This window comes from Klebsiella sp. PCX (assembly GCF_021869705.1).
Lineage (GTDB): Bacteria > Pseudomonadota > Gammaproteobacteria > Enterobacterales > Enterobacteriaceae > Klebsiella > Klebsiella quasipneumoniae.
The window spans coordinates 2,881,693-2,901,966 of sequence record NZ_CP091527.1; the positions used below are offsets into that span (position 1 = coordinate 2,881,693).

Sequence of the window (20,274 nt, forward strand, 5' to 3'; positions counted from 1 at the left end):
GTTTGTTTGCCCTCGGCGTGCAGGTATATTAACGGCATCAGCGACTTCAGGGAGAGTAAACAGCGTTCATGTCGAAGAGAAAAGAAGACCGTCAGCAACAGATCTTGCGCGAACTGGCCGAGACCCCCACCCTGCGGATTGGGGATATGGCGCGCACCCACGGCGTCTCTACCGAAACCATCCGTCGCGATCTCGACGAACTCACCCGCCGGGGCGTGCTGAACCGAACTTACGGCGGCGCAGTGCGGGCCATGAACAGTGAGCCGACGGTCACGGAGCGCCACCAGCTGTTTACCGAAGAGCGCGAGCGCATCGCCCGGGACGCCGTACATTGTATGCGCGAGGGCAAAATATTTATGATCGGCTCCGGCGCGACCACGGTACATGTTGCCCGCCGGATGGCCAGCGAGCTGCGGGATATTACGGTCATCACCCACGCCTTCGGCGTCGCAACGGTGCTGTCGATGAATCCAACCATCCGGGTAATCGTCGCTCCCGGGGAGTACTGCGCAACCGAAGGGGCAATGACCGGTGCGCAGACGCTACAGTTCCTCAGCCAGTTCACGGCGGACTATACGTTACTGGGCGCCAGCGGTATCGCCGCCGACGGGCCGAGCGAGGCGTTAATCGACAGCGGAACGGTTTACCGGGCGATGATCCAGCGCGCCGCGAAGAGCATTGTCGTCGCCGACCACTCGAAGTTTGGCCTCACCTACCCCTACCATTATGCGGGCTGGTCGGGCATCAGTCGTTTAATTACTGACCAGCCCCTGCCCGACCATCTCGCTACCGTGCTCGGCCGGGAAAAAGTGGTCGTGGCGCGTGGTCATGCCGCCCCTGAGCAGCAGTGACCCGCGCCCGTGCCTCCTACCCTTTGGCAAAATTGGCCTGGATCCGCTGCTGCAGATAGGCCTCGGCGCTGATGGGCGGGTACTTTCTCTGCGGCCCGAGGATCTCGACATCTTTATTGGCCTGGCAGAAAAACGCCAGGCTGTAGCGCGGCCCCTGATATTCGTGGGGCAGCGGGTTTCTCACCCGGTGGAAGTTAGACGGCAGCTGGTCGTCGCTCCAGCGCATTAGCATATCGCCGATATTGCAGGTGATGACCTCTTCGCGCGGCTCAATGCTGGTCCACTGCTGGCTTTCGCGGTCTTTACCGGGACAAACCTGCAGGCCGCCCTGGCCGGGGCGCTGGAACAGCAGCGTCAGACAGTCAAAATCGGTATGCGCGCCGGCCCGCCACATTCCCTGCTGCGACTGCTCGGTTGCATAGTAGTGCAGCATGCGCAAGGTGCTCTGATAGGTGTCACGCTGCGGATCGTGCGCGGTGGTGAAAAACGATTCCGGAAAACCGAGCTTTAACGCAAAGCAGGAGAGAATCTTCATCCCCAGCTGCCAGCACTGCGATTCAAACCCGAGCATCGTCTGCCGGAAGCCTGGCAGCTCCCGATCGCTGGGCCAGCGCCCATCCATCAGCGGACGGGTTATCTGATAGGACTCTTTTTGATCCGGCGTGCGGGTCGATGGCCGAACCTGCGCCTTGCTCTCCCAGCCGGCGTTGCCGGCCAGCGGATACTGGCGCTTCACCTCGTCGGGCAGGTTGAAAAACGCCTCGGTCGTGCTGAACGCCTGGCGGATCTCCGCCAGCGGAATACCATGGTGGCTGACCTGGAAGAAGCCGATCTCCACCGCCGCCTCCCACAGTTGTTCGGCAATATCATGTTTTCTTTCTGCAAAGTTCGACAGGTCGATACAGCGCACTTCGCGGGCGAAGGTCTCTTCGCCCTCGGCGCCCATCAGCGCCTCTTTTTCCAGTTCCTGTAAGGCATAGCGTTGATTCTGGGTGGTTGCGTTCATCGTCATTATCCTGTTATCAGTTAAACAGCGGCGCGCTGTTGGAGGGTACGGACGGCCGCCAGCGCGTCGTGGCGCATCGCGTCAAGGTCGAGACCGGGAATGGCGTCATCTTCCACGATGGGTCGGCCATTGAGCAGCAGCGCCTTCAGCGCGGCGCGCCCGCCGCAGGCCACCGGCCCAATGGCCATATCGTGCAGGCCGAAGTAGCGCGGATCGTCCAGCCGGTAAATGGCGAGGTCCGCCTGCATCCCGACCTGCAGAGTGCCGCTCTGCGCTAAGCCGAGGATCTGCGCCCCGCCGGCGCTGCCCCAGCGCACCACATCCTCCACCGTGGCCGCATCGGCCCCGCCCTCGAAGGTGCCTCCGGCGTAGCGCGGCTGCGCCAGCATCCCCTTGCGCGCGCGCTGCAGCAGCCATGCGGCGTGGGCTTCGCTTTGCATATCCGCCGCCTCATTGGAGGCAGCGCCATCCACCCCCAGCGAGACCGGGACCCCGGCCTGCTCCAGCGCCAGCAGATCGGCGATGCCGCTGCCCAACCGACCGTTGCTTTGCGGGCAATGGGCGATGCCGGTTCCGGTGCGGCCCAGCAGGGCAATCTCCTCCGGCAGCAGCTTCACCAGATGGGCAAACCACACGTCATTTCCCAGCCAGTCATGCTCCGCGCAGAACTGCACCGGCGTCATGGCGAATTTCTGCCGCGCGGCGTCAAGATAATCGACGGTTTCCGATAAATGGCTGTGCAGCCGGATCCCCAGCTGGCGGGCCAGCTTCGCCATCTCCCGCAGCTGGGCGCCCGGCGCGGAGTGCAGGACGGTAGTGGGCGCCATCACCACCCGGCGCAGAGAATCGGGCCGGGGGTCGTGATAGCGGCTGACCAGCCGTTCGATATCCGCCATATAGCCGTCGAAGGTTTCCGGACGCAGCGCCACCGGCAGATCCTGTTCCACCGCCCGCCCCTGGGTCGCCCCACCCCGGCACAGAACGATGCGCATCCCCAGCGCTTCCCCTTCGCTGAAGACAATCTCCGAGGTATCGAAAGGCATATCCGGCCAGTACAGGTAGTTGTGATCCGCCACGCTGGCGCAGCCCGAGCGCAGAAGCTCCACCAGGCCAATGCGCACCGCCAGACGAAAAGTATGCTCATCGAAAGCCGCGCGAAAGCGGTACGGCGTGGCGCTCAGCCAGGCCGTCAGGCTCTGGTTCAGCCCCTGCGGCTCGCCCTTCAGCAGCGACTGAAAAAGATGGTGGTGCGTGTTCACCCATGCCGGATAGATCACACAGTCGCGGGCATCGATCTGCCGCTCTTCCGGCAGCGGCGTCAGGCTGCCGATGGCCGCAATCTTGCCGTCGCGGATGCGAATATCTGGCCCGGCCAGCCGCGCCGCCTCTCCGGGCAGACCGCTGAGGATGGCATGGGCATTTTTAATCATTAATGACATGGCGTCGCTCCTCAGGGTTTAACCTGCATGGCCTGAACAAATTCGGTGGTGTAGGCCTGTTTCCAGTCGGTGGCCGCCGCCAGCAGACCGGCGCTGACCATAAAATCGCGGGTCTTCTGCCAGCGCGCGTCGGTCATCGTCCCCCAGCCCTGGCTGGCGGCATCCCCGCCGTCGATCAGATGATGCTCACGGATCTGGGTCACGCCCCAGGCGAGCAGATCGTCGGTCATTTTGGGGTTGTCCTGCTTAATCAGCGCATTGCCCGGCGCCGGATCCTTGAGATAGCTCACCCAGCCCTCCATTGAAGCGCGGACAAACTTCGCCATCGCCGCTTTACGCTCGGCGATGGTGTCCGGGCGGGCGATAAGAATGCCGCCATAGGGAGGGTAACCATGCTCAGAAAAGAGGAAGAAGTTCGCCTTCACCCCAGCCTTCTGCACCTGGAACACCTCGGAGCTGACATAAGCCTGCTGGGCGACAGCGTCGTCGACGACAAAGGGTTGAATATTGAAGGTGTAGGGGCGAACCTGAGCGTCGCTCAGCTGGTATTGCGCCTTCAGCCACGGCCACCATGTCGCCTGACCGGAGCTGGAGACCAGAATGGTTTTATCTTTCAGCCCCTGCAGGGAGGTGACATCGGCATGGGTCAGCAGCCCCTGGGGATCGTACTGAAAGGGCGCGGCAATGGCTTTCGCCTGGAAGCCGCGCTGAATGCCTTCCAGTAGCTGCAGATCGTAACCGATGATCACATCGGCCCGCTTCGACAACAGCAACTGCATGCCGTTGACCTGGGGGCCACCGGAGCGGATCTCGACGTCGAGACCATATTTTTTGTACAGCCCAGTGGCCTGAGCCTGATAATATCCCCCCTGCTCCGCCTGAGCGTACCAGGAGGTCAGCAGAACGATTTTCTCCTCGGCCTGAACGGCCAGCGAGACACCGCCGAGGGCCATCAGGCCCAGCCAGCGTAAACCCCGGGGAAGGCGTGCGCCTGTTTTCATTATCCCTCTCCTCTTTACGCCGGGAGGGGGAGCGAGCGAATTTGGCTCAGCCTCCCATCCCGGTCAACATTGAACCGCGACATGGTGACTGAGCAATGTCCCGTATGGATAACCCGTACTGACCGCTTCTACTCACACTTAGCTATACAAAAACAATGCCAGATTTTATCGCCCGCGCGCGGCCGCGCAAAATCGCCTGCGCCGCCACCCTGGGGCATGCAACCTTTGATTCATGCACACAAAAAACGCACCATTATGGTGCACTAATGAATGATTTTAGTGCCTGCCGGTCTCTCACAGCTGGCTGAAGAGCATCTCCAGCTGGTTCAACATCATCGAGGCGGCAAGTGAAAGCTGGCGGGCGGGCGAAACGCACAGCGCCAGCGTGAAAGGCTTAAGCTGCGGATCGGTAAGCGGCACAAACGCCAGCTGGCCGGACTCGATCTCATCGAGAATATCCAGCCGGCACAGGATGCCGATACCCATCTGCTCTTTAATCAGGGTGCGGATCATGTGGATGTTATTCGACACCGCCACCTCCTTTACCTCGTTGCCGCTGATGTTCACCAGCGCCTCTACCGGTTCGCTGATCATCAATGGGGCGGAGGGCAGGATAAACGGGTAGTCGATGCACTGGCTAAAGCGCACAGCGCTGCGGCTGGCCAGCGGATGGCCGGTCGGCACCACGATCCCCATATTCATTTCGGCAAACGCCCTCACCTGCAGTTCACGGGAGGTCTGCGGATTGAGCATGATGCCGAAATCCGCCTCGCCGGAGATCAGCGCCTGCTGGATGTGGATATTGTTGATGGTGGTCAATGTAAAAGAGATGTTGGGATAATGTTTATGCACCTCTTTGAGCATCGTCGAAAAGAAATGCCGGTTAATGGCATCGATGGTGGCGATGCGCACATGCCCGCGCCGCAGTCCGCGCAGGTCATCCAGCTGCTCACAGACCCGGGTAAAGTCCTTTTTCCAGTTATTGGCCGCATGCAGCAGCAGCTCGCCGGCGGCGGTCAGCCGCAGCCCGGCGGGATGGCGCTCGAAGAGCGGCATCGCCAGCTCCTGTTCTACGCGCAAAATCTGACGGTCGATAGAGGACGCAGAGACATGCAGCGCCTCTGACGCTTTACGAAACGACCCCTGACGGGCCACTTCAGTGAAATAGAGCAGAAATCGGGAGAAGGCAAACATCGTTTGGGTGCTCTCTTTTTTGCAACGGGTTGTGCGAATCAAAGCTCTGGACGCAACAGTTTTATCACAATACCGTAGCATTCATAGCGGAGAAACGATCGTTTCACCCATTTTCTTGCACGCCGGACAGTTCACCGCGAAGGGGAGTTATCTCTTCGCCGACCCTGGCCGCCCTGCAGACAGCGGAATGAGGGAGAGTAAACGATAATGCACAGCCACGATTTTATTTCGGTCTCGGTCGGGGAAATACGGCCTAACGGCGAGGGAAATCTGTCTTTAATATTGCAGGCAGCGGCCGGGGAAATATTACCGGCCTACTCCGCCGGGGCGCATATCGATATTATTATTCCCGGCGTTGGCCCGCGGCAATATTCCCTGTGCGGCATGCCTGACCGCGGTAATCGCTATGAAGTTTGCGTCAGGCTGGCGGACGCTTCCACCGGCGGCTCACGCTATTTGCACCAGCAGCTCAAAGCCGGCGATCGGCTCGCCATTTCGCAGCCGCGCAACCATTTCCCCCTACCGCAAGCCGGGCGCTACCTGCTGTTTGCCGGCGGTATCGGCATCACGCCGTTGCTGGCGATGGCTGACGCGATTGCCGCCAGAAAGGGAGAGCTGGAGCTGGAACTGCATTATTATGTCGCCAGCTCGCGCCAGACCGCCTTCGCCCCGCGCCTGGCTCAGCTGGCTGCGAGCGGCACGGTGGCGATTCACTGCAGCGAGGAAGGCGAGTCGTTTCGCCAGCAGATCCCCGAATGCTTAACCGCGCCCGATCCTGATACCGCGGTGGTGGCCTGCGGCCCGGAGGGCTTTATTCAGCGACTGCGGTCGGTCATGGATGAATATCGCTGGTCGCCGTCGCAATTTGTATTCGAGCGCTTCACTCCCGCGGCGGAAAATAATACTGCGGCGAAAAACGCTTTTTATATTGAGCTGGCCTCCAGCGGGCAGCGTCTGCAGGTCGCCGCGGATCAAACCATTGCTCAGGTATTACAGCACGCCGGGGTGGAGGTCATGCTCTCCTGCGAACAGGGAATGTGCGGATCGTGCATTACCGGGGTCCTCGACGGGATCCCCGAGCACCGGGACAGCGTGCTGACGGCGCAAGAAAAAGCTGGCAACGACCAGATCACGCTCTGCTGTTCGCGGGCGAAATCACCGGGTCTGGTTTTGGATCTGTGAGGAGACTGACGATGACATTCTCCTCCTCTTGCGCGCCGCTCACCGGTATCAGCCGCGCCCGACTCCCGGCCTGGGCGCTGCCCGAAGGCTGGCCGACGCAGGCCAACGGTGAACCGCTGCTGGCGGACCTGGCCTTTCGCGATGGCCGGATCGCCGCATTGACCCCAACCGACCAGCCGGCTCCCGGCCTGTGGGATCTGGCGGGGGCGTTGACGCTCCCCGGCCTGGTGGAACCCCATGCCCATCTGGACAAGACATTCACCATTGAACGCTGCCGTCCGGCGCAGGCCGGGCTGCTGCCGGCGATCCACGCCATGCATGAGGATCGCCGACATTGGACCGGGGCGGATATTCAACGTCGGGCGTCCGCCGCGCTGGCCCGGGCGGCAGCGAATGGCGTGACCCATTTGCGCAGCCATATCGACTGGTTTACCGCCGACGCGCCGGACGCCTGGCAGGAGATCGCCCGCCTCGATACCGGCGGCATCACCCTGGAGCGGGTGGCGCTGGTCCCGCTGCCCCTGTTTCAGGATCCGGCGGATGCCGAGGCCATTGCCCGTGCGGTCGCCAACAGCGGGGAGCGCTGCCTGCTGGGCGGCTTCATCCACTCCTCCAACTGGGACGCCGCCGCCATGGCAAACCTGCTGCATAGCGCAGCCCGCTGGAAACTGGATCTGGATTTGCATATCGATGAGGAGCTCAGCGAGGTGTCTCAGGGGCTGACCTGGCTGGCGGATCATCTCTCCCGCCACCCTTTCCCCGGGCATATCTGCTGCAGCCACGGCTGCGCGCTGGCCGCCGGCAGCGAGGCGCAGGCGGCGCAAATCCTGCGTCAGCTGGCGGCGCACGGCGTCACCCTTATCGCCCTGCCGATGACCAACCTGCTGCTGCAGGATGCGACGTTCGGCCGCACGCCGCGCCAGCGGGGGATCACCCTGCTGCACGAGGCGCAGGCCGCCGGCGTGGCCACCCTGCTTGGGTGCGACAACGTGCAGGACGCTTTTTGTCCGGCGGGAAGCTACGACCCGCTGGACACCCTGGCCTGCGGCCTGTTCAGCGCCCAGCTCAGCGACCCGTTCGACCGGCAGTCGCGGCTGATCTGCGATCGCGCGGCGCTAACCAGTTCGCCGGCAGACACGGCGCCCTTTGCCGTCGGGGCGGCGGCCAGCGTGGTGATTTTCCCGGGTAGCGACCGCTTTACCTGGCCTTTAAACAGCGCCGCCCGTCTGGTGGTTAACCACGGCAGGTTAACCCACCGGCGCGTGTGGCAGGAGGAGATGGCACATGAGTCTTGAAGCAGGCGCGGGGGCGCCGCTGGCGCGGTATGCCGCCTGGCGCAGAGCCGGCGATTTTATCTTTCTCTCCGGCATTATTCCGGTCAATCCCCTGACCGGCACCATCGTCAACGGCTTTCAGGATGTGCCTGAGCCGGTGCGGGAGCTGCTGGGGGCGACCGGCGAATTTTCGACCGATGCGAAACAGGGCCCGATCCTCGCCCAGAGCTGGTACGTCCTGGAAAGCATCCGCCGCACCGTGGAGTCCGCGGGAGGGCAGATGAGCGACGTTATCAAGCTGGTGCAGTACTTTCGCAACCTTGACCATTTTCCCTATTACAGCCGGGTCAGGAAGCTGTTTTATCCCGACCAACCGCCCGTTTCCACCGTGGTGCAGGTCAGCGAAATGCTGCCCGACGCCACGGTATTGATTGAAGTCGAAGCAACCGTCTGGTTACCCCAGCCAATTCACTCGAGGCACCGCGATGATTAACGGTTACATTCCTGCAGCGCGCTTTCTCCCTTTCCTGAGCTGGACGGACGTGGCCGCCCTGCCGGATAAAAGCAATACGGTTATCGTCCTCCCCACCGGGGCGATCGAACAGCATGGCCCGCATCTGCCCTGCTCGGTGGACAGCGTGATATCTTCCGGCGTGGCGGGCCATGCCCTCGCCCGGCTGCCGGCGGCGATCCCGGCCTACGCCATCCCGCCGATCGTCTACGGTAAGTCAGAGGAGCATCTGCATTTTCCCGGCACCCTGACCCTCAGCGGCGATACGCTGCTGCATACCCTGCTGGAGATCGCCGAATCTCTCTATCGGGCCGGTTTTCGCAAGCTGCTGATGATCAACGGCCACGGCGGCCAGCCGCAGATCCTGCAGATCGCCTGCCGGGAAATGCGCCTGCGCCACGGGGATTTCATCGCCATCCCGCACGATGTGTTCAACGTGCCCAACTGCGAAAAACAGTTTCTCAGCCCGCATGAACAGCGGATGGCGATGCACGCCGGCCATAGCGAAACGGCGCTGATGCTGGCGCTGGCGCCGGAGTGCGTTCATATGGAGCGGGCGGTCGCCAACTTCCCGCCGGAATTCCCCTGCCCGACCCTGTCGAAAGGCCGTCCGGCGGCGGCATGGGCAGCGTATGACTTTGGCCCGAGCGGGGTGATTGGCGACCCGACCCCGGCGACGCGGGAGCAAGGCGAAGGGCTGCTCGACTCCCTCGCCGCCAGCTGGGCGCAGGCAATCATCGAGATCCACCGCATGGCCTGGGTCGAACGTCGAGAACCGACCTGGGGCAAACAGCACTGGCACGGCTTTGTCCAGTCCCTCCCCCCCTCTTTCGCTGCTGATTCCAAGGAGCCCTGATGAATACCAGATCGACGCCAGTTTTAACCCTGCTGACCGTGGCCGCCCTCGCCACCTCAGCCTCCTCCTTCGCGGCGGAGAAGTTTACGTTTCTCACCAACTGGTATGCCCAGGCGGAGCACGGCGGGTTTTACCAGGCCCAGGCCACCGGGCTGTACCAACACGCCGGTCTCGATGTCGAAATTAAAATGGGCGGCCCGCAGATCAACGTTATGCAGCTGATGGCGGCCGGTCAGGCGGACTGCACCCTTGGCGACAACGGCCAGGCGCTGGAGACCTGGCAGGCCGGGGTGCATGCGGTAACCGTCGCCACCGTGTTCCAGCACTCGCCGACGGTGTTTATCACCCATAACAAAGTAAGCAACCCGGCTGAACTTAAAGACAAAACCTTCCTGCTCGCCACCGAGGCCTATACCTCCTTCTGGCCGTGGGCGAAGAGCGAGCTGGGTCTGGCTGGCAGCAAAGTGCGCCCCTATACCTTTAACGTCCAGCCGTTCCTCGCCGATAAAAATCTGGTGCAGCAGGGATACGTGACCTCCGAGCCGTTCTCCGTCGCCAAAGGCGGGCAGCCGTTCTATGTCTATCCGCTCAGCGACTGGGGCTACCCGCCCTACGGCAACTCGATCATCTGTATGGCGGACACCATCCGCAAACGTCCGGCGGCGGTGGCGGCCTTCGTCAAAGCCTCCATGGAGGGCTGGAAAAGCTACCTGCAGGATCCCACCCCCGGAAACAACCTGATCGGCAAAGCGAATCCGCAAATGGGCGCCGAGCAGATCGCCTTTGGCATTGCCCAGATGAAACACTACCAGCTGGTGACCGGCGGCGATGCTAAGACCGGCGGCATCGGCATCATCACCGAGCCGCGGCTGAAAAAAACCTGGGACATGCTGGTGAAAAACAAACTGATCGACTCCAGCAAGGTGCCGTTTGAGCAGACTTACACCCTGGAGATGGTCAAAGACGCCGGAGTGATGCCATGAATACCGCCCCGATACTGACCGTGATGAGCGACACCCGCTTTACGCCCGCCTCCGCCACGCCGGCCATTGAGGTGCTGTCGGCGGAGAAGATCTACAGCAACGGCACCCGGGCGCTGCTGCCCGTCAACCTGACCATCAATCAGGGGGAGTTCATTACCCTGCTCGGTCCGTCCGGCTGCGGTAAAAGTACGCTGCTGAAGATGGTCGCCGGCCTGGTGGAGCCCAGCGACGGCAAGCTGATGCTGTGGCGGCGCGACAGCCGGGAAAAGGCCCAGCATCCGCTCTCGTTCGTCTTCCAGGAAGCCACCCTGATGCCGTGGAGCAGCGTGCGCAATAACGTCAGGCTGCCGCTGGATCTGGCCGGCGTGCCGCGCGCGGAAGGTAATACCCGGGTAAGTGAAGTCCTTGAGCTGGTGGGGCTGGGCAAGTTCGCCGACGTCCTGCCGCGCGAACTCTCCGGCGGCATGCAAATGCGCGTCTCCATCGCCCGCGGTCTGGTCACCCGGCCAAAGCTGCTGCTGATGGATGAGCCCTTCGGCGCGCTGGATGAAATTACGCGCAACAAGCTCGACAGCGATCTGCTGCGTCTGTGGCAGGAGCAGAACCTGACGGTGGTCTTCGTCACCCACTCGATCCACGAAGCGGTGTTTCTCTCGCAGCGGGTGATCATGATGGCGGCCCGTCCCGGACGGGTGGTGGAAGATATCGCCATCCGGGAGCCGTTCCCGCGCAGCGAGGCGTTCCGCGTCAGTCCGGCCTTTTCCCTGTATGCCCGTCAGCTGCAGGACAGTCTGTTGCAGGCCAGCCAGTCTGGTATGGAGCCATAATATGAAAACCACAACCGCAACGCCGTGGATCCAGCATCCGCGTTTTCTCAAAATTCTCTATCCGACCCTCGTCGCGGTGGCGGTGGTGCTCCTGTGGCAGGGCGCGGTAAGCTATTTCCGCATCCCGGCCTTTCTGGTGCCGTCGCCGCTGGTGATGCTGGACAGCCTGTGGACGCATCTCACGCCGCTGCTGCTGGCGCTGCTGTTCACCCTTAAGATCACCCTGATCTCGTTTCTGCTGTCGATTGTCATCGGCGCCGCCGTGGCGTTTATCCTGGTGCAGAACCGGTTTGTGGAAACCGCCCTGTTTCCCTACATCGTGTTTTTGCAGGTGACGCCGATCGTTGCCATCGCCCCGCTGATTATCATCTGGGTGAAGGACGCCACCCTCTCGCTGGTGGTGTGCGCCACCCTGATGGCGGTCTTCCCCATCATCTCCAATACCACCCAGGGACTGCGCAGCGTCTCTCCCGGCCTGCTGAGCTATTTCCGCCTCAATCACGCCAGCCGCTGGCAAACGCTGGTGCGACTGCGTATCCCCTCGGCGCTGCCCTATTTCTTCGGCGCGCTGCGTATTTCCAGCGGGCTGTCGCTGATTGGCGCGGTGGTAGCGGAGTTTGTCGCCGGCACTGGCGGGACCAGTACCGGGCTGGCCTATCAGATCCTGCAGGCCGGCTATCAGCTGGATATCCCGCTGATGTTTGCCGCGCTGCTGCTGATCTCTCTCGCCGGGATTGCGCTGTTCGGCGTGATGTCCTGGGTCTCGCGTCGGGCGCTCAGCGCCTGGCATGAAAGCGAAGCCGTGCAATCTCATTAATGTTCTGCTGACGAACAGGAAAAAGAATGATGACTGATGAACAGCGTCAACAAGCGATAGCGGCGATCCAGCAGGCACTCCCGGCGCTGGAGTGGACCCTGCAGCCGGCGAAACTCAAACGGCTTTCCCGCGATTTTCACTGGTTCAGTCCGGTACTCACCGAGCAGCTGGCGGGAAAACAGGCGGACGCGGTGGTTCGCCCGCGCGATGAAGAGGAGCTGCGGCAACTGGTCGCCTCCTGCGCGCAGCACCAGCTGCCGCTGACCCTGCGCGGAAGCGCCACCGGCAACTACGGCCAACTGGTCCCCCTCGAAGGCGGGATGCTGGTGGATATGACCGGGCTCAACCAGATCGTCGCCCTCGGCAACGGCACGGTGAGGGCCCAGGCCGGCATTCGCCTGGCGGACATCGAAACCGCCGCCCGCCCGACGGGCTGGGAGCTGCGCTGTATGCCGTCGACCTATCGCCTGGCGAGCCTGGGCGGCCTCTACGGCGGCGGGTTCGGCGGCATCGGCTCCATCAACTATGGGCCGCTGGCGGCGCCCGGCAATGTGCTCAGCGTCAAAGTGATGACCGTCGAGCCGGTCCCTCGCGTACTGACCGTCCCGGCTCCCGAAGCGCTGCTGCTGCATCACGCCTACGGCACCAACGGCATCATTCTCGAGGTTGAGCTGGCGCTGGCTCCCGCGCACCAGTGGATAGAACGCCTGGACGTGTTTGACGATTTCGCCGATGCGCTGAACTATGCCAACGCCTGCGTCCGCTCCCCGGGACTGGTGAAGCGCCAGGTGGCGCTGCTGGCCACGCCGATCGCCGATTATTTTAGCCACCTGAACGATCGTTACCGCGCCGGCCAGCATGCGGTTATCAGCCTGATCGCCGTGGAGAGCGAAGGACTCTGCGCCAGCCTGTTACCGCGCCATCGCGGGAACAACGCCATCCGTCAGGCCAGCGACGAGGCCCGGACGCAAAACGCCTCGTTAATGGAATACTGCTGGAACCACACCACCCTGCATGCGCTCAAGGTGGACAATACGCTGACCTATCTACAGACGGCGTTTGATCCGCTGCGCTATCCGCAGCAAATTTTACAGATGGAGCAGCATTTCGCCGGGGAGGTGATCTCCCATATTGAATTTCTGCGCGATATCGAAGGCAACCTCACTGCCAGCGGTCTGCAGCTGGTGCGCTATACCACGCCCGAACGTCTCAACGCGATCATGCAGATATTTCGCGATAACGACGTCAAAATTAACAATCCCCACGTACTGCAGGTTGAGGACGGCAAACAGGGGGTTATCCGCCCTGACGTGGTGGCGGTTAAACAATCTCTCGACCCGGCAGGATTGCTTAACCCCGGCAAGCTGCGCGGCTGGGCGCTGCGCGACCAGCTGGAGCTGGACAGCAACCCGCTGGCGCGGGCCACCCGCGAAAGCCCCGCGACCTGATCGCCCCCGCTCCGCGTGCGGGCTAACGCGGAGCGGGCCCGTCTCTCTTCCCCTGCCCGCACGGCGAGTTTTTTTACGTCACTCATTCATATGAATGAGTGGTGTCTCTGTTTCCTCCGTTATACTCATCAAAAAAGCGACGATGAATTTATTCTCGTGGGTTAATTTCGCGGATAGATATGCTTGTTCTGACCACTATTTTATCGGACTCACTAAAAATTACTGGTGAATATGATGAAGAAAATCACACGCAGCGCAGTCGTTATTCTATATGCATTACTCTTCCGCCATTTTACTGGTGGGAGGCATCCTCTTTCATCATGATTAATAAATAACAAAGAAGCATGGGCAATTTTTAAATTACCACGCAGCCATGACGCATCCAAATAGATTCTGTCTTTTGCAAGACATAAAACTTGCCGTCATTAATAGTGTTTATATCTAGCGGTTAGAGAAAACTGAAACCAGTAGCTATTGCGGTTCTTTTTTCCTCATATTGGTCTCGCGACAATAAGTATTAGTCTATCGATCATCAGTTAATTTGATTTGTACTCACGGAGGAAAATGATAACTAAAGCCTGTAGCATTGAAAATCAAAATCATTTTTTATGGTAATTCAGGATGCCTCATTATGACGTCCTGCCAATAACGGCCCCACATCGATGAGGTGACTATGGCTAACCAATCAGAAATAAACTGGGCACGGATTTGTAAACTTCCACTGCAAATTGCGATGGTGGGTCTATCTATATTTGCCGTTGCCAAGCTTTTTACATATCTCGATTTACCCCCCATTTCCTGGCCCTCGAAAGAGACAGGCAGTGGGCTCAAGGCCTTTATTGCCATCATCGTTTTCTTAGTCGGCACAGGAATGGTGTCTTTTCTTTGGTGGCTCTCTTCTCGCTATTTTAGACTGGTGGGTTGCGCCGGGGAAAATATCGATAAGGTAGCGCAACTCAAAGACCTGCCCATGGGGCTGCCTGAAGGCACCGTTCGGGCCGTTTTAGCGCTGATCGTGGCCGTTGTGGGCCTGCCTCTGTTGCTGTTCAGCTCTCAATTGGGTACCAGCCCGGAGATTGCCGGGTATCTCAATGGCATTATTACCGGTGTTTTTGGGTATTACTTTGGCACCCGGGCGGCAGCTTCGACGACTAATACGAACAACAGCGTCGCCAGTGCACAGCAAGCGGCGCAAGAGCAAACCAGGCAAGCGGAGAAAGCGCAGAATAATGCCAACGAGAAAATGCAGCTTGCCGAAAAAATACAAAGTACGGCGGATGTCGATTCTTTGCTCGACAAAACGCAACGGCAGTTGGCCTTAGCGAAGGCATTACTGGCAATGCTCCCACAGACTAACTCATTGCCTACCGGACTGGGAGATGTTCTACCCGGAGACCTGAACAATACTATTACCCGCGCAGAGAGCATTATTAATGCCTTGCGTAATCTCAGTAAGAAAGATGTCACCTCCGATCAACTTGACGAACTCAATCAAGTCGTCAATATCCTGACCGGCGCCACTTCACCATTGAGTGTCCTTTTAAGCAAAGCGGCACCCTTAGTGGCACCGGCCATGCCGGCATTAGGCCCCATCGCCGGGATCGTGATGCTGCTGGGTGTCGGCGCTAAACTGGGTTCCGATCAGTTCAAGCGCTGGCGCGCTCGCGTACTGGCAGCCCCGCTGGCCCAAGGGCTGGTTGAAAGCGGGACGCTTACACTCCCCCTGACCCGTGCCGCCCTGGAGAACGCACCTGCAGCCACCTCCTTTTTTGCCTCACGGCCAGCGGCAGAGGTCGACAGCGTCCTGGCAAATGTGCTGGCAGCTGACGATCCTGTGTCTGTGCTCAATGAGGCCTATGGGCCCAACGGATACGTCGCTGCTGACATCGTCCATGACATCGAGGAAGCCACATCTATCGTTACCGCACTGCAGCAATCTCTCCTCGCTCTCTATGGCAAGGGTGACATTACGGAAGAGATCGCCAGCAAAGTGCGCGCAAGCCTGACATCACCCGCGTCTCAAGCATTGGGGGCAGCCAGCACAGCCTTGAACAATTTGAGTGCTTCGGACATCAATCAGCTTATTAATCAGGTCTCTGGTGTTTCAAGGGTGGAAGCCAATCCTGCAGACAGCAGGGCTGCTTTCGACCTGCTGATCATGCTTGTCGATGCTGCCCGCCGTGAGAACGTCGACTTTGTCCAGGCGATTGCGGATCTCAAGTTATGAAGCGCATGCAACGTTTTCTCAGACTGGCCAGCTTGCTATGCCTGCTGACTGCCTGCGCCACCATGCAACTGGCCCACATGAAACAGTTGCAAAGCACCCGGCAGTACGAAGCGATCATTGCGGAAACGCCAGTGGCTTCCTGCAACGATCCCTCTCAAAGTCGTGAAGTCTGTCGGCAGTTCTACGCTATTCGGGGCCATGCCTATCTCAAACTCGCGATGAATGAGTCTCAGCCGGGGGCTCACTGCCCCATGCCAACCCCATCAGCACGGGCCAATATCGACAATGCGGTGCACGATTATGCGCTTGCGTCTTCTGCCGCCGCCAGGGGCAGTGAAGATGAGACACATCTGTTGGAGAATCAGGCCCTTGCTTTGACCTGCTCAGCCCCCTTTAAGCAACCCGCTGAGGCAGTGGCAATGACACGTGAAGCCGTGGCAAAACTGGACCTGTTACCGCCGAATCAATCCCGCGCGCTTACCGCCAGTAATGCCTTCCTCAGCCTGGCTCAGCGTACCGACCTGCCGCAGGCCGATCGCTGTCAGGCCGCCCGTGATGCTCGAATACGCGCCCTGGGAGGACTGAACGGGCAACCGCCAGCCACAGGCGAGATAGCAATACGTCTCCATCAGACCGTCAATGCCGCTGCCATCGGTGGCCCAGGTCTTCCCTCCACCTGTGTATGAGGTAGATACCATGAGCGAACCACGTGACCTGTTTTATTGTTTTCCGCTGATGCGGGGTGAAGATGTACGTGCTGTACAAAAGGCGCTGACCACTCTCGGAGTGCAACCCCCTTGTGGAACTTCAGACGGTATTTTTGGCAATGCCACTCGGCTTTCAGTGGAAGCCTTCCAGCGTAGCGTACACGATTTAATTGTCGATGGCGTCGTGGGCAGGTTGACCCATGATGCGTTATTCGGGAAGACACTTGCGGCGTTTCCTGAGCCGAAAGCCGGGATAGCACCGGCTCAGTGGTCACCTCCGGACGTCTCCTCGTTGATACGCTCAACGGCTTCAAAACCGCCTCTCAGTCGTGAACAGGCCCTCCAGTGCCGTGACTGGTTAATGCAAAACTTTGGTTCCGGGATAGAGAAAGCCGTTGCGGGCACCCCTTTTGATGCTTTGCTGATTTGCGCCATCGCCGCCAAGGAAACCGCCCCGATATGGCTCAACTGGATAAATCAGATGAGTGCCAACGAAATTCTTGCCCGCTGTGTTTTTGATGCCAGCGGTGATGCCCCAGGCACCAGCCGAATCGCATTTCCATCCACTACCGCCGACTTTCGTGACAAGTATGGAGATCAGATAACCACAGAGTTTATCGACGAGGCCAACCGTACCCGAACCCTCAGAAAGATGGAGCCGAAGGACTGGGTCTATAAAGGTTATGGAATATTCCAGTACGACTTGCAACACATCTTGACAGATCCCAGTTTTTTCCTGAACAAGCAATGGCGAGATTTCCCAAGTTGCCTGACGCGGGTGTTGAATGAATTAACGTTAAAGCACCATTCCGCCGACGGAGATTTACGCGAGACTATCCGCCTCTATAACGGCAAGGGGGAACGCGCACAAATCTATGCAGACCACGTACTCATCATGTACGACTGGATGAAGAAAAGCGCCTAGCAGCTTTGTATATGTTCACTATTACCCAACCCAAAATGACGAGGACAAAACTATGCCTAATGGTTACGACTTAATAGACGCAGCAAGAAGTCAGCTTAATGTTAAAGAGGAACCACTTAACAGCAACTCTGGCCCGATGGTAAATACCTATCTCGACTACGTGGGTAGCCCCTCCGGCTCGCCATGGTGTATGGCTTTTATCTACTGGTGTAGCTGTCAGGCTGGTATTCCCGGCCTGCCTAAAACCGCCAGCGTAGCGAAATTCTATCAGGAGTCATTAGCGCACGGAAAAATAATAAATATTTCCGACATTGCCGTTGGCGATATTGTTTTAAGAGTAGATTATCCCGCCCAGTCTAACGGCAAAAAGCCAGGAGATCACGCCGGGATTTACACAGGTAAAAATAAGGCAGGCATCCCGTTATATATCTCAGGTAACACCGTCTCCACAAATCCTGTAGTCACCGATGAAACTAGCTCATATGTTGATGAACATCAGATGAAGCATTTTAATTACGCAGCTCGCTTTTGGTAACGCGAAGTCTTATAGATGCTTTGAGAAATAGAGACATTGCTATTACCACACCTTCCGGCCGACGACTGTTTCACCAGGCATCGGCCCCTTTCCCCATACCGTCCCTGCCTCCCGCCTTTTCAGCCCAACGCCGACCTCACCCTGCGCCGGACAGTCCCGCCATATGGACGATAAGCCCTACCGCGGCGGCGGCGGCCAGTACCCAGGTCAGCTTCCACTTATAGCGAAACAGCAGCCCGGCGGCGGCGAGAGCAATGGCCGCAGACCATGGGTCGAAACCGGATGGCCCCCAGACGCTATGCCAGATAAAAAACAGCGCCAGATTCAGGATAACGCCCACCACCGCGGCGGTAATGGCGGTCAACGGCGCGGTAAATCCCACTTTATTATGCGTGGTTTCAATAAACGGCCCGCCGGCGAGAATAAAGATAAACGAGGGTAAAAAGGTAAACCATGTCACCAGGCACGCCGCCGCGATGCCCCCCAGCAGCACATCATCAACGCCCAACACCGCTTTGGTGTAGCCGCCGACAAACCCGACAAAGGTCACCACCATGATCAACGGTCCGGGGGTGGATTCCCCCAGTGCGAGGCCGTCCATCATCTGCCCTGCGCTCAGCCAGCCATAGTGTGTCACCGCCCCCTGGTAAACGTAAGGCAAGACGGCATACGCCCCGCCGAAAGTCATCAACGCGGCTTTGGTAAAGAACCAGCTCATCTGGGTCAGCGGGTGCGCCCAGCCCAGCATTAGCGCCAGGGTGGCCATCGGCACCAGCCACAGCAGTATCCCGGCGATCAGCACCCGGGCAGTGCGCCGCCAGCTGAACAGGGCGTGGGCTGGGATCGGCGTCGCGTCATCAATAATGGCGGCCCCGCCAGGCTGACTCTGCGCGCGATGGGCGTCGGCTTTGCCGAAGGTCGCCGGCGCCACCCGTCCGCCGATAAACCCGACGATCGCCGCGGTCAGGACGATCAGCGGAAAAGGTACGTTCAGCGCAAAAATAGCGACAAAGGCTGCGGCGGCAATGGCCCAGTAGGCGCCATTTTTCAGCGCCCGCGAGCCGATGCGGTGCGCCGCCTGCAGCACGATCGCCGCCACGGCGGGTTTGATGCCATAAAAAATCCCCGCCACCACCGCGACATCTCCCCAGACGAGGTAGATCCACGCCAGCGCGATGAGCAACACCAGCGAGGGCAAAATAAACAGCACCCCGGCGATGATGCCTCCCCAGGTTTTATGCATCAGCCAGCCGATATAGGTCGCCAGCTGCTGGGCCTCCGGGCCCGGCAGGACCATACAAAAGTTGAGCGCGTGCAGGAATCGCCCTTCCGAGATCCAGCGTCGGTTATCCACCAGCTCCTGGTGCATCATGGCGATCTGCCCGGCTGGTCCGCCGAAGCTGATGAAGCCGAGCTTCAGCCAGAAGCGAAATGCCTGCCAGAAGGATACGGAAGCGACGACGGAAGGGCTGTCAGTCTGCGGAAGAACCACCGTTTTGCTCATGATTACCAGACCTCATTTCACAGGACTTCAGTAAGCCGTCGAACAGCGAGCAGGCTGCCGCCAGCAGTTGGTCATCGTCCGTAATGGTTTCCCGCAGCCCTGCAAGAATGCTTTCTACCCCCGCCGCCTCCGGGGTGGATACCCCACCGACGTCCAGGAAGTGGATCAGCCGGCCCAGAGCGTCGGGGATAGCGGCCTCCAGAGCAAAGCGCCGGACCAGAACTTCGAAGGTCACCCGCGTGCCAACGTGGCTGAACGGCGCCCCGTCATAATCAAAACCAACCGCCGTCGCCGGACAGTCCTCAGGCGCGGCAAGCCACAGGAATCGCGCCTCAGGGTCGATAAAGCGCTGAATTAGCCAGGCGCTGGCCAGACGATCGACCCACGGGCGTCGGCGGGTGGCCCACAAACGGCCGCGAAAGGCCTTTCTATCCAGCAGGCTCAGTTCACCCGCAACCGCCTGCGGCTCGTCCGGCGATAGCCGCTGATTAATCGCCTGCTCGAGGGTGGCCAGTCGCTCAGCGGCCTGCTCCCGGGCGGCCCCCGGGAAAAAATCGATAGCCGCGATCCGCTGGTAGTCACGCTGAATTTTACGCAGCTGTTTGAGCTGAGCCGCCAGTCCGTCGGCGGATAACGTCTCCTGCAGCGCCAGCAGATCCTGCAACAGCACATCATACTGTTCGCGACGATCGAATAGCGGCCTGAGCGCCTCCTCTTCCGCCGACTCAATCGTAAACACATACCCGGCCCCGCCCTCCGCGCGGATCGCCTGGCAGGTGCTGAGGAAAATGTCATAGCCCTGACGCATGTCGGGCAGCAGATAGACCCCGTCGCGCAGGACCGCCGCCCCGCTCTGCTTCAGGGTTCGCCAGACACGCATGCGCAACGTGGCTTGAGACGTCGTCAGGTTAAGGATCAAGAGATGCATTGTCATGATGTAGAGATTACTACAGCATGTAGCGTGTGTGACGTTCATTCGCGCGCAGG

Annotated in this window: 19 protein-coding genes; 13 read left to right on the forward strand and 6 right to left on the reverse strand. The window is 59.9% G+C overall.

Annotation, left to right across the window (positions count from 1 at the left end):
- Positions 1 to 68 precede the first annotated feature (68 nt).
- Positions 69 to 851, forward strand: a complete 783-nt coding sequence (locus GQR96_RS13730) for a DeoR/GlpR family DNA-binding transcription regulator (RefSeq protein ID WP_004202947.1) — start codon at positions 69 to 71, stop codon at positions 849 to 851.
- Between the two features lie 16 nt (positions 852 to 867).
- Here the strand turns inward: GQR96_RS13730 and GQR96_RS13735 are convergent, their stop codons facing one another.
- From GQR96_RS13735 to GQR96_RS13750, 4 genes are all read right to left on the reverse strand, one after another.
- Positions 868 to 1,857: an isopenicillin N synthase family dioxygenase gene (locus GQR96_RS13735; protein ID WP_074384483.1), complete on the reverse strand. Its 990-nt coding sequence runs from the start codon at positions 1,855 to 1,857 to the stop codon at positions 868 to 870.
- A 20-nt stretch (positions 1,858 to 1,877) separates the two neighbouring features.
- A complete protein-coding gene (locus GQR96_RS13740) occupies positions 1,878 to 3,296 on the reverse strand; it encodes an amidohydrolase family protein (protein WP_032435162.1) in 1,419 nt (472 codons plus the stop codon).
- 11 nt (positions 3,297 to 3,307) lie between these two features.
- A complete protein-coding gene (locus tag GQR96_RS13745; protein WP_043519923.1) occupies positions 3,308 to 4,297 on the reverse strand; it encodes an ABC transporter substrate-binding protein in 990 nt (329 codons plus the stop codon).
- A gap of 294 nt (positions 4,298 to 4,591) precedes the next feature.
- Entirely contained in the window at positions 4,592 to 5,491 is a 900-nt protein-coding gene (locus GQR96_RS13750) for a LysR family transcriptional regulator (RefSeq protein ID WP_065904431.1), read from the reverse strand.
- A gap of 207 nt (positions 5,492 to 5,698) precedes the next feature.
- Between GQR96_RS13750 and GQR96_RS13755 the strand changes: the two genes are divergently transcribed.
- From GQR96_RS13755 to GQR96_RS13810, 12 genes are all read left to right on the forward strand, one after another.
- Complete coding sequence (locus GQR96_RS13755) at positions 5,699 to 6,673, forward strand: PDR/VanB family oxidoreductase (protein WP_065904433.1); 975 nt, start codon at positions 5,699 to 5,701, stop codon at positions 6,671 to 6,673.
- Positions 6,674 to 6,684: 11 nt separating this feature from the next.
- On the forward strand, positions 6,685 to 7,968 hold the full coding sequence (locus tag GQR96_RS13760; RefSeq protein WP_065904435.1) for an amidohydrolase family protein: 1,284 nt from the start codon (positions 6,685 to 6,687) through the stop codon (positions 7,966 to 7,968).
- Positions 7,958 to 8,440 (forward strand): RidA family protein, encoded by a 483-nt coding sequence (locus GQR96_RS13765; RefSeq protein WP_004202959.1) that lies wholly within the window; start codon positions 7,958 to 7,960, stop codon positions 8,438 to 8,440. The genes GQR96_RS13760 and GQR96_RS13765 overlap by 11 nt, the downstream gene beginning before the upstream one ends.
- Positions 8,433 to 9,314: a creatininase family protein gene (locus tag GQR96_RS13770; protein ID WP_023318467.1), complete on the forward strand. Its 882-nt coding sequence runs from the start codon at positions 8,433 to 8,435 to the stop codon at positions 9,312 to 9,314. Before GQR96_RS13765 ends, GQR96_RS13770 begins: the two co-directional genes overlap by 8 nt.
- Positions 9,314 to 10,297, forward strand: a complete 984-nt coding sequence (locus tag GQR96_RS13775; protein ID WP_069734136.1) for an ABC transporter substrate-binding protein — start codon at positions 9,314 to 9,316, stop codon at positions 10,295 to 10,297. The genes GQR96_RS13770 and GQR96_RS13775 overlap by 1 nt, the downstream gene beginning before the upstream one ends.
- A complete protein-coding gene (locus tag GQR96_RS13780; RefSeq protein ID WP_069734135.1) occupies positions 10,294 to 11,124 on the forward strand; it encodes an ABC transporter ATP-binding protein in 831 nt (276 codons plus the stop codon). Before GQR96_RS13775 ends, GQR96_RS13780 begins: the two co-directional genes overlap by 4 nt.
- 1 nt (position 11,125) lies before the next feature.
- Entirely contained in the window at positions 11,126 to 11,941 is an 816-nt protein-coding gene (locus tag GQR96_RS13785; RefSeq protein ID WP_049093736.1) for an ABC transporter permease, read from the forward strand.
- Positions 11,942 to 11,967: 26 nt separating this feature from the next.
- Positions 11,968 to 13,389 (forward strand): FAD-binding oxidoreductase, encoded by a 1,422-nt coding sequence (locus GQR96_RS13790; RefSeq protein ID WP_065904439.1) that lies wholly within the window; start codon positions 11,968 to 11,970, stop codon positions 13,387 to 13,389.
- 673 nt (positions 13,390 to 14,062) lie between these two features.
- Positions 14,063 to 15,616, forward strand: a complete 1,554-nt coding sequence (locus tag GQR96_RS13795) for a hypothetical protein (RefSeq protein WP_065904441.1) — start codon at positions 14,063 to 14,065, stop codon at positions 15,614 to 15,616.
- The gene (locus GQR96_RS13800) at positions 15,613 to 16,302 is read left to right on the forward strand and encodes a hypothetical protein (RefSeq protein WP_065904443.1); all 690 of its coding nucleotides are present in this window, start codon (positions 15,613 to 15,615) and stop codon (positions 16,300 to 16,302) included. Before GQR96_RS13795 ends, GQR96_RS13800 begins: the two co-directional genes overlap by 4 nt.
- Positions 16,303 to 16,312: 10 nt before the next feature.
- Positions 16,313 to 17,248 (forward strand): peptidoglycan-binding domain-containing protein, encoded by a 936-nt coding sequence (locus GQR96_RS13805; RefSeq protein WP_060655959.1) that lies wholly within the window; start codon positions 16,313 to 16,315, stop codon positions 17,246 to 17,248.
- Positions 17,249 to 17,300: 52 nt separating this feature from the next.
- Entirely contained in the window at positions 17,301 to 17,783 is a 483-nt protein-coding gene (locus tag GQR96_RS13810; RefSeq protein WP_065904445.1) for a C40 family peptidase, read from the forward strand.
- Positions 17,784 to 17,919: 136 nt separating this feature from the next.
- Here the strand turns inward: GQR96_RS13810 and chrA are convergent, their stop codons facing one another.
- Together chrA and GQR96_RS13820 are read right to left on the reverse strand one after the other, a co-directional pair.
- Positions 17,920 to 19,287 carry a chromate efflux transporter gene (gene chrA / locus GQR96_RS13815; RefSeq protein ID WP_017899566.1) on the reverse strand — a complete coding sequence of 456 codons (1,368 nt, stop codon included), beginning with the start codon at positions 19,285 to 19,287 and terminating at the stop codon, positions 17,920 to 17,922.
- On the reverse strand, positions 19,256 to 20,215 hold the full coding sequence (locus tag GQR96_RS13820) for a chromate resistance protein ChrB domain-containing protein (protein ID WP_077268242.1): 960 nt from the start codon (positions 20,213 to 20,215) through the stop codon (positions 19,256 to 19,258). Before GQR96_RS13820 ends, chrA begins: the two co-directional genes overlap by 32 nt.
- Between the last annotated feature and the right edge of the window lie 59 nt (positions 20,216 to 20,274).